The following is a 13,902-nucleotide window of genomic DNA, read 5'->3' on the forward strand; positions in this document are numbered from 1 at the left end:
TCTCACTGCCTGATCAGCCGGAGCTCGTGGGCGCCGTCGGCGCGGGTCATCTCGTAGTAGATCCACCACTCGCCGTCCTCGCGGAAGGCGTCCAGGTAGCGGACGGAGCCGGTGCCGTCCGGGCCGCTCACCCACGGGCCGTCCGGCGACACGCTCGTCCACGACAGCAGGTCGCCCGAGACCGCCAGCCCGCAGCGCTCCTCGTAGTTCTCGGCCGAGCTCGCCGAGCCGTCGTAGAAGCCGAGGTAAGAGCCGTCCATCGGGACGACGCAGTTCAGCCTGGCCTGGTAGCGGTCCCAGCCGTCGCCGACGTCCAGGGCGGTGCCGTGCCAGCGGAAGCCGGCGCCGCCGGTGCCCGTCGCCACTCCGGTCGGGCAGGTCGTGACGCCCACGTTGTAGATGTCGGCGGTCCCGTGGGCGCGGTCGGCGTCGAACTCCCCGGCCCGCGCGAAGCTGGCGAACAGGTAGACGGTCGGGCCGACCCGCATCGCGTAGGGGTCCTTCACGCCCTCGGTGCCGGTGCTCGCGGCGGTCAGCACCGGCTCGGCCTTGGCGACGTCGAACGCCTCCACCGAGGCGGCCTCGGCCAGATCGACGCGCCACCGGTTGTCGGCCGGGTCTACATAGCTGAAGAACAGCTGGTAGCCGCCGGGGGCGGGCAGCAGGCAGAAACGTTCCATCGAGGACGTTCCCAGCCGGTCCTTGGTGACCTCCCACGCGTCGGCGAAGGTGACACCGTCGGTGCTCTCGGCGATCGCGCACCGCCAGCCGCGCTCGGGCGCGGTGCCGCGCGGATGACGCTCGCGGTAGGTCAGCAGGGTCCGGCCCGCTTCCCGCAGCACCCCAGGGCAGCCCACCCAGTAGCCGGGCTCGGCTCGCTCGGGTGCCTTGACCAGAATTCCCTCGCGGGGATCGAAGGGGAGCAGCGGCGCGATCGCACGGCCGCCGACAATGGTTCGGCTCACGGGAGGTTCCTCTCTCATTCCGCGTAGAAGAAGCGGTCGAGCGCCGACGCGGCGCCGCCGATGACCCCGGCGTCCAGGCCGAGGGACGTCGAGGCCAGCCGCACCGAGTCGCGCAGTATCGGGAAGGCCTTGGAGTACAGGGACGTCCGGACGCGATCGAGCGTCCCGCCCGGGGCGTCGGCGAAGACCCCGCCCAGCACGATCAGCTCGGGGTTCAGCAGGTTGACGGCGCTGGCCAGCGCCGTGGTGAGATGCTCGACCAGCTCGTCGAGAATCGTCGTGGCGCGCGCGTCGCCCGCCTCGGCCGCGCCCTCCAGGGCCGCCAGCACGCCCTGCCCGGGGGCGAGGCCGATGGTCCCCTGGATCTGTTCGAGCAGGATGGGCTCGGACACGACGGTCTCCAGGCAGCCGGTGCTGCCGCAGGCGCACCGCCGTCCCTTCTCCACCACCCGCAGATGGCCGAGCTCGGTGACGCCGTGCGCGCCCGGCCGGAACGGGCGGCCGCCGATGACCAGGCCCGCGCCGACACCCGTGCGGACGTAGACGTAGAGCAGGTTGTCGGCGCCGATGCCGTAGCGCGACTCGGCCAGCGCCATCGCCCGGACGTTGTGGTCGACGACGGTGGGGAGCCCGAGCGCCCCCTCCAGGTGGTCGGCGAACGGGACGTCCCGCCAGCCGAGGTTGATCGAGAGGACGTTGCGGCGCTCGGCCGCGTCCACCGGGCCCGGGGCGGCGACCCCGACGCCCAGGATGCGTTCCCGGTCGTACCCCGACCGGTCGATCAGGTCGCCCGCCAGCGCGGCGATCCGGTCGAGCACCTCGGCCGGATCGGTGTCCCGGGCGAACGCGATCTCCTCGCCGGTGATCAGCCCGGCGCGCAGGTCGCAGAGGCCGACCCTGGCCGCGCCGCCGCGCACCTGGACGCCGCAGACGGCCCGCGCCTCGCGCACCAGCGCGACGTCGATGGCCGGACGTCCGACCCGGCCCTCGCCCGGGGCGTCGCCGCCCTCGGTGACCAGGCCCTCGTCGATCAGTCCTGCCACGACCTTGGTGATCGTGGTGGCGCTCAGGCCGGTGCGGCGGGCGAGCTCGCTGCGCGGCACCGGGCCGTTGTCGCGCAGGACCCGGAGCAGCAGCCCGCGGTTCTGGACGCGGAGCTCGGGCGCCGTCCTTGGGGATTTATTTCTCACGCTTAGAAATTAATCAGCGAGACGCCTCGGGGTCAACCCCGGGAAAGCCTGCCCGCGCAAGCTGAACGTTGCCTGAGAGTCACACCTCGGAGGCCGGGCATCGAGTTAGTTTCTCAATATGAGCAACAAATCGAAAGCGGCGGTCGCGCTGGTGGCCGTCGTCGGCTCGGGCGTCCTGACCTCGTGCGATTCCGGCCGTAGGGCCCACGAGGACGACTCCACGCTGCGCCGGTACGCGGCCGACACCTGGAAGGCCGTCGGCGCCATGGTCGACCCGGTCACCGGGCTGCCGACGGGCAGCGTCGACCGGGATCTCCGTCCGGCGTCGCGTCCGGAAGTGGCCGACGTGAGCGCGGTCCGGTGGTACGCGAGCGCCGCCATCGCCGCGCGGGACCTCGGGATCATCACCGCCGGCGACGCCCGCAGCCGTATGGACCGGCTGCTGCGCACCTTGTCCGGCCTGAGACGCCACAAGGAGTCCGGCATGTTCTACCGCGTCTATGAACTGCGGACCGGCGCGGTCAGGAACAGCCAGGTCGCGAGCGAGGACAACGCCACCCTCGCCGCGTCCCTGATGATGCTCCGCGCCGCCGAGCCCCGGCTGCGCGCCCAGGCACAGGCGCTGCTGGCGGGCATGAACTTCCGCTACTTTTACAACCCGGACGGCAAGGCGCCGGGCGTGGGTCTCATGCACGGCTCGTTCTACGAGACCAGGCCCGCCAAGCCGTGCACCAGACCCGCCCGATACGTGGGCACCGGACCCCCGCTTCACTACACCTGCTCGATGTGGACGGGGATCGGCGACACCCGCATGGTCAGCTATGTCGGCATCGCGCTCAAGCAGATCCCCCCGTCGGCCTACTTCGCGCTCTACCGCACCAAGCCCGACACCGGGAGCTGCCCGGCCGGGGAACGCGGCCTCCAAGAACAGAAACCGGTCGGGACCTGGAAGACCCACGAAGGCGTCCGCGTGTTCGAGGGCACCTACGGATATCGCGGCGCCCGGCTGCTGCCGACCGCCCAGGGGACCATGTTCGAGGAACTCGCCCCGTCGACCCTCGTCCCGGACGACGAATGGGGCGCCGGAAGCTGGGGACGCAACCATCCCGTCTACGTCCGGGCGCAGATCGAGCACGGCCTCACCGAGGCCCGCTACGGCTACTGGGGCTTCAGCGCGGGCTACGACCCGTTCAGCGGGAAGTACAAGGTCTTCGGCGTGGACGCCATCGGGACCCAGCCCAACGGCCCGTACTCCGACAGGGAGGGCACCGGTGTCGACCTCGGCTACGGCTCCTGCCGGTCACCGCGACCGGCCCGGGCCTTCGGCGAAGGGATCATCAGCCCGCGCGCCTCGTTCCTCGCCCTGCCCCACGCCAAGGACGAGGCCCTGGCGAACCTCGCCCGGCTGCGCGCCGGCTTCCCGCAGGTCTATGGCCCCGGCGGGTTCGTCGACATGATCGGCGTGCGCAGCGGGACGACCTATCCCCGATACAAGATGCTCGCGGGCGGGATGACGCTCGCGTCCATCGCCAACCTGCTCCGAGGAGGAACCCTCCGCCGCTACTTCGCCGAGGGCGAGGCGACCGCCAACCTGGCACCCGTCCTGAGACAGGAGACCTGGGACGTCCACCCCGCCCCGTGACGAGCCGGGGCCGTTCCTAGGGTTCGGGGGTGACCTCGCGGACGACGGTGTAGGTGGGGACGCCGGTCATCCGGGGTTCGGCCTTGCCGGACAGGTTCTTCAGGGCGTTCTCGATCGCGGCCATGCGGCCTTCGGTGTCGGAGGTCTCGACGAAGTGGCGGTAGTCGGCCTCGCTCGTCCAGTGGACGATGTTGTAGACGCGGGTGCCGTCGGTGCTCACGTGGAAGCGGGCGGACCGGTAGCCGGGGTAGGAACGCACCCAGCGTTCCTGGATCTCGGCGAAGGCGTCCACGAGTTCGCGCTGGGTCTCGGGGCCGTCGACGGTGTAGTCGATGATCGAGTAGAAGCCCGGATCGGTGCTCATGCGGTGGTGCCCTCCCTGTGGTGGATCTTCAGACTGCAACCTCAAGACTGCTTGAGGTCAAAGTCCGGGGCGCTGCCGCCGAGCCGCGGGACGGTCTAGGGGGCGTCGGGGCGGTCCGGGTTGAGGCGGTGCGTCGGGGGTTCGACGTTCGGCTGGTCGCGGCGGACGAGCATCTCGCGGTAGCGCCGGCCCGCGGCGACGCTGTCGGGGAGGTCGAGGACGGCGGCGACCTGTTCCCAGCTCAGGCCCGCCTCGCGGGCGGCCTGCATGACGTCGGCCTCCAGCCGGTCCACGGTCAGCCGGGCCGCCTGGATCAGGACGAGCGCCGCGGCCAGATCCGGCCCTGTGGTGTCGGGACGGCCGGTCACGGCGAGCACGGCGCGCACGGCCTCGAGGTCCGGCAGCGGGTACTTGTCGGTCTCCCACAGCAGTTGCTCAAGACCTTCGGCGTATTTGCCGGTCAGATGCGTCCTGGCCGCATCGACCATTTCCTGGGAAGGCATGGGCACGTCGCTCATGGCAGGACGCTACTGCCCGGATCGACCACTGCACAGACGCTGGGGTAACCCGGACCCATCCTCGGGACGGGCCGCTCCGAACCTCTGGTGTGACAGGCAGACGAGCGACCGCGACCGGGTGTGTGATCGGCGTGCTGAGCGCGGCGGTCGCGATGAGCGTCGCCGAGCTGACGGCCGGGGTGCTCGGCCGCGCGACGGCGTCGCCCCTGCTGGCGGTCGGCGCCGGGTTCATCGATCTGACACCGGTGTGGCTGAAGGACTTCGCCATCCGCCGGTTCGGGAGCAACGACAAGCTCGTCCTGCTCCTCGGCCTGGGCGCGGGAGTGGTCGTCGCCGCCTTCGTCATCGGGCTGCTCGCCCGGCGCCGCTTGTGGTGGGGGCTGGCGGGGCTGGCGCTGTTCGGGGCGGTCGCGACGTTCGCGGCGATGACCCGTCCGACGGCGCGGCTCGTCGATGCCGTCCCGGGCCTGGTCGGCGCCGCGGCGGGAATGGCCGCCCTGTTCCCGCTGACCAGGTCCGCGACCGGCGACGTGGACCGGCGGCGGCTGCTGCTCGGCGGCGCCGGGGTGGCCGCCGTGGCGGCGGGCAGCGCCATGGGCGGACGGTTCCTTCTGGCCAGGCGCAACGTCGCCGCCGCCCGCCGGGCCGTGCGGCTCCCGGCGCCGTCCTCGCGGGCACTGCCGGTCCCCGCGGGCGCGCAGGTGCGGCTGCCCGGCATGACGACGTTCACCACGCCCAACCCCGGCTTCTACCGGGTCGACACCGCGCTGACGTTGCCGCAGGTCGACCCGGACGACTGGACGCTGCGCATCCACGGCATGGTCGAGCGGCCGATCGAGATCACCTTCGACGAGCTGCTGCGGCGCCCGCTGACCGAGCGCGACATCACGCTGTCGTGCGTGTCCAACGAGGTCGGCGGCACGCTGGCGGGCAACGCCCGCTGGCTCGGCGCCCCGCTGGCCGCGCTGCTGCGCGAGGCGCGTCCCCGCGCCGGCGCCGATCAGATCCTGTCGCGCTCGGCGGACGGCATGACGCTGTCGACACCGCTCCAGACCGTCCTGGACGGACGGGACGCGCTGCTCGCGGTCGCGATGAACGGCGAGGCGCTGCCGATCAGGCACGGGTTCCCCGCCCGGCTGGTCGTGCCCGGCCTGTACGGCTATGTCTCGGCGACCAAATGGGTCGTCGACCTCAAGATCACCCGGTTCGCCACCGACCAGGCCTACTGGACGCGCCGCGGCTATGCCGAGCGCGCGCCGGTCAAGACCTTCTCCCGCATCGACGTGCCCAAGCCGTTCGCCCGCGTGAAGGCCGGACGCGTCGCCATCGCCGGGACGGCGTGGGCCCAGCACCGCGGCGTGGACGCCGTCGAGTGGCAGGTCGACGACGGGCCCTGGCGCCGGGCCGAGCTCGCTCCCGTCCCCGGGCTGGACACCTGGCGCCAGTGGGTCGCCGAGTGGAACGCCACCCCCGGCCCGCACACGCTGCGCGTCCGCGCCACCGACGGCACCGGCGCGACACAGCCCGAAGACCGCGCCCGTCCCTTCCCGGACGGCGCCACCGGCTGGCACTCGGTGGTGATCACCGTGAACTGACCCGTCCGCCCACGATCCGAAAATCCGACCGGAGCCCGAACGGCTCCGCCACCACCTGGAGAAACTTCATGATCCGCACTCGACTCGTCACCGGCGTCGTCCTGACCGCAGGTCTGGCCCTGGGCGCCACGGCCTGCTCCGACGACCCCGACAAGGCCGCCGACGCGGGCACCACGAGCCCGTCCGCCCCGGCCACCAGCAACGCGCCCGCCGCCCAGCCCGCCGCCGGCAAGCCGTTCGGCGGCGCCTGCTCGGCCGTCCCGGCCTCGGGCAAGGGCAGCTTCACCGGCATGGCCACCGACCCGGTCGCCACCGCCGCGTCCAACAACCCCGTCCTGTCCACGCTGGTCACCGCCGTCAAGAAGGCCGGACTGGTCGACACCCTGAACTCGGCCCAGAACATCACCGTGTTCGCCCCGACCAACGACGCCTTCGCCAAGATCCCCAAGGCCGACCTGGACAAGGTCCTGGCCGACAAGAAGACGCTCACCGGCATCCTGACCTACCACGTCGTCGGGCAGAAGGTCGCCCCCGACGCCCTGGCGTCCGGGGAGTTCAAGACCCTGCAGGGCGCCATGGTCAAGACCAGCGGCTCGGGCGAGGCCTACAAGTCCAACGACTCCAACGTGGTGTGCGGCAACGTCCAGACCGCCAACGCCACCGTCTACATCATCGACACCGTCATGATGCCGCCCAAGTCCTGAGGCACCGCACGCCCCGGGGGACGGCCGGACACCCGACCGTCCCCCGCGTAGGGTTCCCGCGTGCTGACGATCGTCTTGGCCGCGGTCATTGTCGCGGCAGTGGCCGCCGGGATCCGGCTGTCGTCCCCCGGTGGGGAGGACGGCCCGGGAAGGAGGGGACGGCCACTGCCCCGGCTCGCCGTCGTCGTGGCCGCGATCTACGTGAACCAGGCCCTGTTCACCGTCTACGTCCGTGTCGGTTTGCTACACGGCGACGTTCTGCCTCATCGAATGGGCGCTGCGGAACCCGTATACCGACGACGACATTCTCATCCGCGTCGTGTCGGGCCTCCTGGTGCCCCTGTGGACGGCGCGGCGAGGATTCGCGGGGAGTTCGGCGGTCCGCCCGGGCGGTTTTGGGGTGCGCAAATGGCGCTGTCGTCGGCCGCCGGTTTCGCGGGCGTGTCGGCGAGCTGGTTCCTCGCGGCGCGTTATACCGAGGCGCGTCTTCTGTTCGCGGCGGCCGCGTTCTTCGTCTGCGCCGTTTCCGTCTGTGCCCTCGTCGACCGGCGCTACGCGAGGGCGTCCGGCACGAACTCACGAAGGCCGGGAACCGGGAGCGGGACGGGTGCGTCATAAATTGCGTTGACCCTCCCGGCGAGGTGGTCAATCATGGTGATAACGACAACGACGGCGGAAGGGGAAGGTGGCAGTGAACCAGAACACGGCCCAGTCCCCGTGGTCCCAGAAGCCACGGGAAGGCGAAGCCATCCCTGACGCCGCCTCTGGATAGGACCGTCCGGTCCCCTCAGAGGCCGCCCAGGGAATCGTCCCGGGGCGGCCTTTCGCATGTGGGAGAGCCAACGGATAGGCGCCCGTCCTCCAAAGCCGGTCAAAAGCAGGTTCGACTCCTGCCTCCCATGCGTGCCCGCAATTCGCTTATTGACAATTCCACAGCGGAAGACAGATACCGATCCGGGCGGCACCGCCGTTTCCGGATATCGAGAGCTGCCGATCCCGCCGGCGCGGCATTTCGTCGCGGCGGCCGGTCCCCAGCGGACGGGGAACCGCGATTGGCAGGGCCTGTGGGAGCCATGCTCCGCGACAGGCGATCTGGGCCTGTAGCTCAACGGGAGAGCGGCCGCATTGCAAGCGGTCAGATGCCGGTTCGAATCCGGCCGGGTCCACGCGGACGCCGTCATGGCGTCCCGCGACGGAACGTGGCCAAGCTTGGGGAAGGCGCCCGCTTCGGAAGCGGGAGAAGCGCAGGTTCGAATCCTGCCGTTCCGACGACAATGCTGGGTGGTCTAATCGGCAGGACGCCTGACTCTGAATCAGGATCGTGCAAGTTCGAATCTTGCCCCAGCAGCTGCCGCCGCGCACGGCTGCGTGCCCGTTCTCGTAAGACGGGTGGCCCGGGTCGGCACCGGGCGGCGGCTTTTTCCCGGAAGGTGTCCGGCTGGACGAGGAGCGTCGTTGGAAACGGCGTAGCGCGGTCTTCGGCCGCGCCGGGGGTTCGAGTCCCTCACCTTCCGCGCACACCGCTCACGCCCGGTTGGACGGGCACCGGCCTCTTAAGCCGGCGTGGCAGGGTTCGAGCCCCTGGGGCGGTACGCAGGCCGCGTTGGTCCAGTTGGTCAGGACGCCGGATTCTCAATCCGGAGACGGCGGGTTCGAGCCCCGCACGCGGTACGCAGGCCCCGTTGGTCTAGGTGGTCAGGACGCCGGATTTTCACTCCGGAGACGACCGGTTCGAGTCCGGTACGGGGTACGCGTGACCTTGGGAAAAGGTCACCGGTGCGCGGTGGTGTAACGGGAACATGCCGGTCTCATAAGCCGGGCGATCAGGGTTCGAATCCTTGCCGCGCCACGAATGTCTTCCGCTGTGGAGTTCTCATCCGATTCCCGTGAGCTCGCTCGACAGCGTCCAGAGGCGGGACGCCGCGTCGCGGTCGACGGCCCAGGGTTTGACGCCCCCGATGAGCATGTCGTCGGTGGTCGCGGGTTCGGCGATGTCGCAGTCCTGGCAATAGGCGCCGCCGTGGTCGTCGAGAAGCGGCGAGGTCGCCGCCCAGACGGCGGTCGCCGCGCCCTGGCGCGGGGTCTTGAATCCGTCGGCCGGGGTTCCGTCGGACGACATCCAGCCCTGGGCGATCTGCTCGTCGCGCGGGACGTGCCGTTGCAACGGGGTCAGGATGCTGCCCGGGTGCACCGCGAAGGCGCGCACTCCGAGCGTGTCCAGATGGGTCGCGAACAGCGCGTTCGCGGTCTTGGACTGGGCGTAGGCGAGCCAGCGGTCGTAACCCCTGCGCGAGTGCGGGTCGTCCCAGCGGATTCCGGAGAGGAAATGGCCGGACGACGTCACCGCCACCACCCGAGAACGTCCCGGAACGAGCGCGGGCACCAACCGGTTCACCAGCGCGAAATGGCCGAGGTGGTTGACCGCGAACTGCGCCTCCCAGCCGGGGCCGACCCGGGTCTCGGGACAGGCCATGATCCCGGCGCCGTTGATGACGAGGTCCAGGACGCGGCCGGATCGCAGAAAGGCGTCGGCGAAGGCGCGGACGCTTTCCAGATCGGCCAGATCCATGGCCCGGGCCGAGGCTCGGGGGATGGAGCGGAGGGCGTCCCGAGCCGTGGCGAGCCTGCGCGCCGGGACGATCACCCGCGCCCCCGCCCCGGCGAGGGCCCGCGTGGTTTCCAGCCCGAGACCCGAGTACCCGCCGGTGACCAGGGCGGTCTTTCCCGCGAGGTCGATCCCCTTGAGCACCTCGGCGGCCGTGCTCGCCGCTCCGAAGCCGCTGCCGATCCTGCGTTGTTCCGTCATGCGCACGACCGTAGGAGCTAGAGTGCGATCTAGGTCAAGCTCTGAGGGGACGGCATGACGGGCGGGCTTTCGATCGGGCAGGTCTCCGAGGAGACCGGGCTGGGCGTCCACGCGCTGCGGTTCTTCGAGCGCGAGGGCCTGATGCTGCGTCCCATCCCGCGTTCGGACGGTGGCCGCCGCGTCTACGGCCGGGCGGACGTCGAATGGCTGCTGCTGTGCAACCGGTTCCGCGAATCGGGGATGCCGATCGCCACCGTGAAGCGGTTCGCCGAGCTGGTCAGGTCGGGGCCGGGCAACGAATCGGAGCGGCTGGAACTCCTGCGGGAGCACGAGCGGAACGTCCGGGCCAAGATCGCCGAGCTGACCGCGAGCCTGGAGGTCATCCACGGCAAGGTGGTGGTGTACGAGCGTCATGTGCGAGAAGGCACCGCCGCCGGTCTCTGGTCACCCGGCTAGCAGCGCCTGGGCGGAATCGCTGAAGGCCAGGACGCGGCGGCTGGCGTTGTCGGCCCGCCAGAGAAACCCCCATTCCAGGGACGGCGCATCGGCTAGGGGAACGTAAGCGACGTTCGGCCGGGGATAGTAGCGCCGTGTCTGCGCCCCGACAGGGAAGACTCCCTCGCCCGCCCCTACCAGCGTGAGCACCTCGTTGAGGGTCAGCGCGTGCCCCGGGATCGCCAGGACCGTCACCCGGGCCAGGTCGGCCGCTGCCACGGAGTCGCGGCGGGCATACGGGTGACCGGACGGCACGGCGAGCATCCGTGCCTCGCGCACCAGCACCGGCCCCATGACGATGCCGGGTTCGTCCACGGGGAACGTGGCCAGCGCCATGTCCACCTCGTTCTCCCGCAGCCAGGGCAGGACGTCGGCGGCTTGGGCCTCGCGCAGCCGCACGTCACACTCGGGTTGCCGCACGCGGAAGCTCTCGGCCACCCCCGCGAGCAGCTGGCCCGCCGCGGCTCCCGTAAAGGCGACGCGCAGCGTCCCGGTGAGGCCGCGCCCGGCCTCGACGGCCCGCTCGAACGCGGCGTTGATCTGCCCCCACGCGGGACGCAGCTCGGCCTCGAGGCGACGCCCCAACGGGGTCAGCTCCACGCGCCGACTCGTGCGGTCGAACAACGGGACCCCGACCCGGCGCTCCAGCTTCCGGATCGTCTGGCTCACCCGCGCGGTCGACACGTGCAGGCGCTCGGCCGTCCGGCCGAAGTGCAGCTCCTCGGCCAGCGTCAGGAACGCCTCCAGCTCGTGCCGCTCCAGCATCTCCGCTCCGCATCGTTAAACCTGGCTTCACGATCCTTGCACAGGACCGCGTTGATCCGGGAGCCCGCCCGCCCGAGGCTTGGGGCGTCCACCTCGCGAAACGCACGGGAGCACACCATGTACGTCACCGACCGCCGCGCCCTGTCGACCTCGGACGTCCAGGAACTGCGGGACCGCGCCGAGATCCTCGACGCGCTGTACCGCTTCGCGCTCGGCCAGGACCTCAAGGACGGCGCGCTGTTCGCCTCCTCGTTCGCCGCGGACGCCGAGCTGGACTTCCGCCCGGCGGCCTCGGCATGGGGCGCCGAGCCGCCGGTGATGACCGGACGCGACGCGATCGTCGGCATCATCCTCGGCGGGTTCGAGGGCCGGGTCGAGACCACCCACCAGGTCACGAACCCGCGCGTGGTCATCGGGGACGACACCGCCCGCCTGACCGCGCTGGTCGAGGCCCAGCACCTGCTCACCGCCGACCGCGGCACCCACGCGCTGCTGAAGAACCTCTACGACGTCGAGCTCGTCCGCGACGGCGAGCGCTGGGTCATGAGCCGCGTGGTCATCGAGAACGTCTGGTACACCGGCGACCCCGAGAAGATTTTCGGGGGTTGACCTGGAGCGGACTCCAGATCCTAGGGTGGGCGCCCATGATCATTCCTGCTCTCAGGGGGGCCTGACCATGCGCTACCGCGTACTCGGCGGGACCGGCATCGAGGTGAGCGTCCACTGCCTGGGCGCCATGATGTTCGGCTCGGTGGGCAACCCCGACCACGACGACTGCGCCCGCGTCATCCACCGCGCCCTCGACGAGGGGATCAACTTCGTCGACACCGCCGACATGTACTCGGCGGGCGAGTCGGAGGAGATCGTCGGCAAGGCCCTGAAGGGACGCCGGGACGACGTCGTCCTCGCGACCAAGGTCCACTTCCCGATGGGCGACGGCCCCAACCGGGGCGGCAACTCGCGTCGCTGGATCGTCCACGAGGTCGAGGAGAGCCTGCGCCGTCTCGACACCGACTGGATCGACCTCTACCAGGTCCACCGCCCCGACCACCGCACCGACATCGAGGAGACCCTCGCGACGCTCGGCGACCTGGTCACCGCGGGCAAGATCAGGGCGTTCGGCTGCTCGACGTTCCCGGCCGAGGAGATCGTCGAGTCGCACGTGGTGGCCGAGCGGCGCGGCCTGCCGCGCTTCCGGACCGAGCAGCCGCCCTACTCGCTGCTGGCGCGCGGCGTCGAGACCTCGGTGCTGCCGGTCTGCCGCCGCTACGGGATGGGCGTGCTGACCTGGAGCCCGCTGGCCTCCGGCTTCCTGTCGGGCCGTTACCGCGCGGGCCACGACGTCGACATGTCCGGCAACCGCGCGGCCCTGACCCCGCACCGGTTCGACCCGTCGATCCCCGGCAACCTCACCAAACTCCAGGCCGCCTCCGACCTGATCGAGGTCGCCGAGTCCATCGGCACCACGCTCCCCGAACTCGCCGTCGCCTTCACCGTGGCCCACCCCGCCGTCACCTCGGTGATCATCGGTCCGAGAACCATGGACCAACTGGAGGGCCTGCTGAAGGGCGCCGCCCTCACCCTGGACGACGAGACCCTCGACCGCGTCGACGCGATCGTCCCGCCGGGCACCAACCTCTACCACCCGGACGGCGCCTGGCGCCCCCGCTCCCTGGAAGACCCCACCCAACGCCGCCGCCCCCTAACAGACCGAGCCGCGAGCTGACACGCCCCCGCCCAACCCGTCGGCCGCCGGCGCGGTGCGGCGTTCGCGTTCGCGTTCGCTGGACGACCTTGCCCAGCGTTGTCGGCTGGTGGAGCGGCGGTGTGGTGGTGCGTGGTGTTCGTGCTCGCTAAGCGATTCCGCCCAGCGTCGCGGCCTTGTGGTGGAGCGGGCGGCGGTGCGGTGTGGTGGTGCGTGGCGCCCGCGCTCGCTGGTCGATTCGGCGCAGTGGCGGCGTCGGCTGGTGGAGTGGGCGGCGATGTAGCGGGGCGGTGCCTGGCGTCTGGATGCGCTGGACGGTTCCGCGCGGCGCCGCCGTGCGGTGGTGGAGCGCGCTGTGATGTAGCGCGTCCGGGCGTTCACGCTTGCTGGGCGACACCGCCGGGTGTTGCTGCCGCTGGTGGGTGCGGGGCGTGACGCGGTTGGGCGGTGCCTGGCGCCTGCGCTTGCCGGCGATCCCTCTGCGCTGTTCGGGGTGGAGTGGGCGGGATGTGGCGCGGTGGGGGGCCGCGCGATTATCGTGATCGGAGGTCTCGGGCGCGTGGGCGGCGGGGCGAATCGGGCATCGAGGCGGAGGTGGGCATGAACAGCCACATCTCTCGCCGCAGACGCTTGTTGATGCTGCTCGCCGGTCTCTTCGGCTTCGTTGTTACTACGGCCTTCTCCGTTTTCCCTGGTACGTCCGGCCTTGCCGAGGTCGTCCGGGCGGGGACGGCGGCGGCCGCGAACATCGCGGGGTCGCGGGCGCCCGCCGCGCGGGCCGATGCTCGAGGCCCCACCCGGACGGCCGTGCAGGTCACGGTGCGCGCCTTCGTCCCGGATCGGACGACGGCCCGTGCCGGTGGGCTCGGCGCCGTGCGCAACGCGGGCACGGGTGTTTGGCTGCCGCGCCAAGCGGCGCCCGCGCCCTCTGAGCATGTCGCGACGCCGCACGCTTATCTGGCGTTCGAGGTGCTGCTGCCGCCTGCCGTTGCGCAGGGTGTGGCGGAACCCGGGGTGCTCCTTCCTCGGGTGGCCGCGTCGTCGGTTCAGGTCCGCGGACCGCCTTCATACACGGGTATCTGACTTCTTTTTCGTCGACCGCGTCGTCCTTTGAGGACGTCGCGGTGCACCCGTATGGAGGCTTGTCATTTCT

14 protein-coding genes and 9 tRNA genes are annotated in these 13,902 nt (G+C 71.1%); 17 read left to right on the forward strand and 6 right to left on the reverse strand.

Annotated features, from left to right (window positions below; all coding sequences use genetic code 11):
• Positions 1-2: 2 nt before the first annotated feature.
• Positions 3-965: a hypothetical protein gene (locus ACQPY4_RS06635; protein WP_433333494.1), complete on the reverse strand. Its 963-nt coding sequence runs from the start codon at positions 963-965 to the stop codon at positions 3-5.
• 14 nt (positions 966-979) lie between these two features.
• Positions 980-2,155, reverse strand: coding sequence for an ROK family protein (locus ACQPY4_RS06640; RefSeq protein WP_433333496.1), 1,176 nt, complete (start codon positions 2,153-2,155; stop codon positions 980-982).
• A gap of 118 nt (positions 2,156-2,273) precedes the next feature.
• On the opposite strand from ACQPY4_RS06640, the gene ACQPY4_RS06645 reads away from it, so the two are divergent.
• Positions 2,274-3,797 carry a glucoamylase family protein gene (locus ACQPY4_RS06645; protein WP_433333498.1) on the forward strand — a complete coding sequence of 508 codons (1,524 nt, stop codon included), beginning with the start codon at positions 2,274-2,276 and terminating at the stop codon, positions 3,795-3,797.
• Positions 3,798-3,813: 16 nt separating this feature from the next.
• Here the strand turns inward: ACQPY4_RS06645 and ACQPY4_RS06650 are convergent, their stop codons facing one another.
• Positions 3,814-4,161 carry an antibiotic biosynthesis monooxygenase family protein gene (locus ACQPY4_RS06650; protein ID WP_433333500.1) on the reverse strand — a complete coding sequence of 116 codons (348 nt, stop codon included), beginning with the start codon at positions 4,159-4,161 and terminating at the stop codon, positions 3,814-3,816.
• A gap of 95 nt (positions 4,162-4,256) precedes the next feature.
• The gene (locus ACQPY4_RS06655) at positions 4,257-4,679 is read right to left on the reverse strand and encodes a hypothetical protein (RefSeq protein ID WP_433333502.1); all 423 of its coding nucleotides are present in this window, start codon (positions 4,677-4,679) and stop codon (positions 4,257-4,259) included.
• Between the two features lie 152 nt (positions 4,680-4,831).
• Between ACQPY4_RS06655 and ACQPY4_RS06660 the strand changes: the two genes are divergently transcribed.
• From ACQPY4_RS06660 to ACQPY4_RS06715, 12 genes are all read left to right on the forward strand, one after another.
• Positions 4,832-6,274, forward strand: a complete 1,443-nt coding sequence (locus ACQPY4_RS06660; protein WP_433338832.1) for a molybdopterin-dependent oxidoreductase — start codon at positions 4,832-4,834, stop codon at positions 6,272-6,274.
• A gap of 68 nt (positions 6,275-6,342) precedes the next feature.
• On the forward strand, positions 6,343-6,978 hold the full coding sequence (locus tag ACQPY4_RS06665) for a fasciclin domain-containing protein (RefSeq protein ID WP_433333504.1): 636 nt from the start codon (positions 6,343-6,345) through the stop codon (positions 6,976-6,978).
• Positions 6,979-7,038: 60 nt separating this feature from the next.
• Positions 7,039-7,596, forward strand: coding sequence for a hypothetical protein (locus ACQPY4_RS06670; protein ID WP_433333506.1), 558 nt, complete (start codon positions 7,039-7,041; stop codon positions 7,594-7,596).
• A 212-nt stretch (positions 7,597-7,808) separates the two neighbouring features.
• Positions 7,809-7,880 (forward strand) — tRNA-Trp (locus tag ACQPY4_RS06675).
• Between the two features lie 192 nt (positions 7,881-8,072).
• A tRNA-Ala gene (locus tag ACQPY4_RS06680) sits at positions 8,073-8,144 on the forward strand.
• Positions 8,145-8,171: 27 nt separating this feature from the next.
• Positions 8,172-8,247 (forward strand) — tRNA-Pro (locus ACQPY4_RS06685).
• 6 nt (positions 8,248-8,253) lie between these two features.
• Positions 8,254-8,326, forward strand: a tRNA-Gln gene (locus ACQPY4_RS06690).
• Between the two features lie 77 nt (positions 8,327-8,403).
• Positions 8,404-8,492: transfer RNA gene (locus ACQPY4_RS06695), tRNA-Ser, on the forward strand.
• A gap of 5 nt (positions 8,493-8,497) precedes the next feature.
• A tRNA-Lys gene (locus tag ACQPY4_RS06700) sits at positions 8,498-8,570 on the forward strand.
• 5 nt (positions 8,571-8,575) lie between these two features.
• Positions 8,576-8,649: transfer RNA gene (locus ACQPY4_RS06705), tRNA-Glu, on the forward strand.
• A gap of 5 nt (positions 8,650-8,654) precedes the next feature.
• Positions 8,655-8,728: transfer RNA gene (locus ACQPY4_RS06710), tRNA-Glu, on the forward strand.
• A 27-nt stretch (positions 8,729-8,755) separates the two neighbouring features.
• Positions 8,756-8,827 (forward strand) — tRNA-Met (locus tag ACQPY4_RS06715).
• 24 nt (positions 8,828-8,851) lie between these two features.
• Here ACQPY4_RS06715 and ACQPY4_RS06720 read toward each other — a convergent pair.
• Positions 8,852-9,784 (reverse strand): SDR family NAD(P)-dependent oxidoreductase, encoded by a 933-nt coding sequence (locus tag ACQPY4_RS06720; protein WP_433333508.1) that lies wholly within the window; start codon positions 9,782-9,784, stop codon positions 8,852-8,854.
• A gap of 54 nt (positions 9,785-9,838) precedes the next feature.
• Here ACQPY4_RS06720 and ACQPY4_RS06725 point away from each other — a divergent pair, with 54 nt between their 5' ends.
• Positions 9,839-10,240 carry a MerR family transcriptional regulator gene (locus ACQPY4_RS06725; RefSeq protein ID WP_433333510.1) on the forward strand — a complete coding sequence of 134 codons (402 nt, stop codon included), beginning with the start codon at positions 9,839-9,841 and terminating at the stop codon, positions 10,238-10,240.
• Here the strand turns inward: ACQPY4_RS06725 and ACQPY4_RS06730 are convergent.
• Positions 10,229-11,044, reverse strand: coding sequence for a LysR family transcriptional regulator (locus ACQPY4_RS06730; RefSeq protein WP_433333512.1), 816 nt, complete (start codon positions 11,042-11,044; stop codon positions 10,229-10,231). The two genes, ACQPY4_RS06725 and ACQPY4_RS06730, sit on opposite strands and share 12 nt — an antisense overlap.
• A 117-nt stretch (positions 11,045-11,161) precedes the next feature.
• Between ACQPY4_RS06730 and ACQPY4_RS06735 the strand changes: the two genes are divergently transcribed.
• The 3 genes from ACQPY4_RS06735 (at position 11,162) to ACQPY4_RS06745 (ending at position 13,832) form a co-directional block, all read left to right on the forward strand.
• Complete coding sequence (locus ACQPY4_RS06735) at positions 11,162-11,653, forward strand: nuclear transport factor 2 family protein (RefSeq protein WP_433333514.1); 492 nt, start codon at positions 11,162-11,164, stop codon at positions 11,651-11,653.
• A gap of 67 nt (positions 11,654-11,720) precedes the next feature.
• Entirely contained in the window at positions 11,721-12,770 is a 1,050-nt protein-coding gene (locus ACQPY4_RS06740) for an aldo/keto reductase (RefSeq protein ID WP_433333516.1), read from the forward strand.
• A 579-nt stretch (positions 12,771-13,349) separates the two neighbouring features.
• A complete protein-coding gene (locus ACQPY4_RS06745; protein WP_433333518.1) occupies positions 13,350-13,832 on the forward strand; it encodes a hypothetical protein in 483 nt (160 codons plus the stop codon).
• Positions 13,833-13,902: the final 70 nt, after the last annotated feature.

The organism is Spirillospora sp. CA-294931, assembly GCF_050946795.1.
Classification (GTDB): Bacteria; Actinomycetota; Actinomycetes; order Streptosporangiales; family Streptosporangiaceae; genus Spirillospora.

Coding starts and splice junctions, on each gene's coding strand:
- ACQPY4_RS06725 (WP_433333510.1), top strand. CDS start 9,839: ATGACGGGCGGGCTTTCGATCGGGCAGGTCTCCGAGGAGACCGGGCTG.
- ACQPY4_RS06740 (WP_433333516.1), top strand. CDS start 11,721: ATGCGCTACCGCGTACTCGGCGGGACCGGCATCGAGGTGAGCGTCCAC.
- ACQPY4_RS06720 (WP_433333508.1), bottom strand. CDS start 9,784: ATGACGGAACAACGCAGGATCGGCAGCGGCTTCGGAGCGGCGAGCACG.
- ACQPY4_RS06645 (WP_433333498.1), top strand. CDS start 2,274: ATGAGCAACAAATCGAAAGCGGCGGTCGCGCTGGTGGCCGTCGTCGGC.
- ACQPY4_RS06655 (WP_433333502.1), bottom strand. CDS start 4,679: ATGAGCGACGTGCCCATGCCTTCCCAGGAAATGGTCGATGCGGCCAGG.
- ACQPY4_RS06735 (WP_433333514.1), top strand. CDS start 11,162: ATGTACGTCACCGACCGCCGCGCCCTGTCGACCTCGGACGTCCAGGAA.
- ACQPY4_RS06665 (WP_433333504.1), top strand. CDS start 6,343: ATGATCCGCACTCGACTCGTCACCGGCGTCGTCCTGACCGCAGGTCTG.
- ACQPY4_RS06745 (WP_433333518.1), top strand. CDS start 13,350: ATGAACAGCCACATCTCTCGCCGCAGACGCTTGTTGATGCTGCTCGCC.
- ACQPY4_RS06730 (WP_433333512.1), bottom strand. CDS start 11,044: ATGCTGGAGCGGCACGAGCTGGAGGCGTTCCTGACGCTGGCCGAGGAG.
- ACQPY4_RS06660 (WP_433338832.1), top strand. CDS start 4,832: ATGAGCGTCGCCGAGCTGACGGCCGGGGTGCTCGGCCGCGCGACGGCG.
- ACQPY4_RS06650 (WP_433333500.1), bottom strand. CDS start 4,161: ATGAGCACCGATCCGGGCTTCTACTCGATCATCGACTACACCGTCGAC.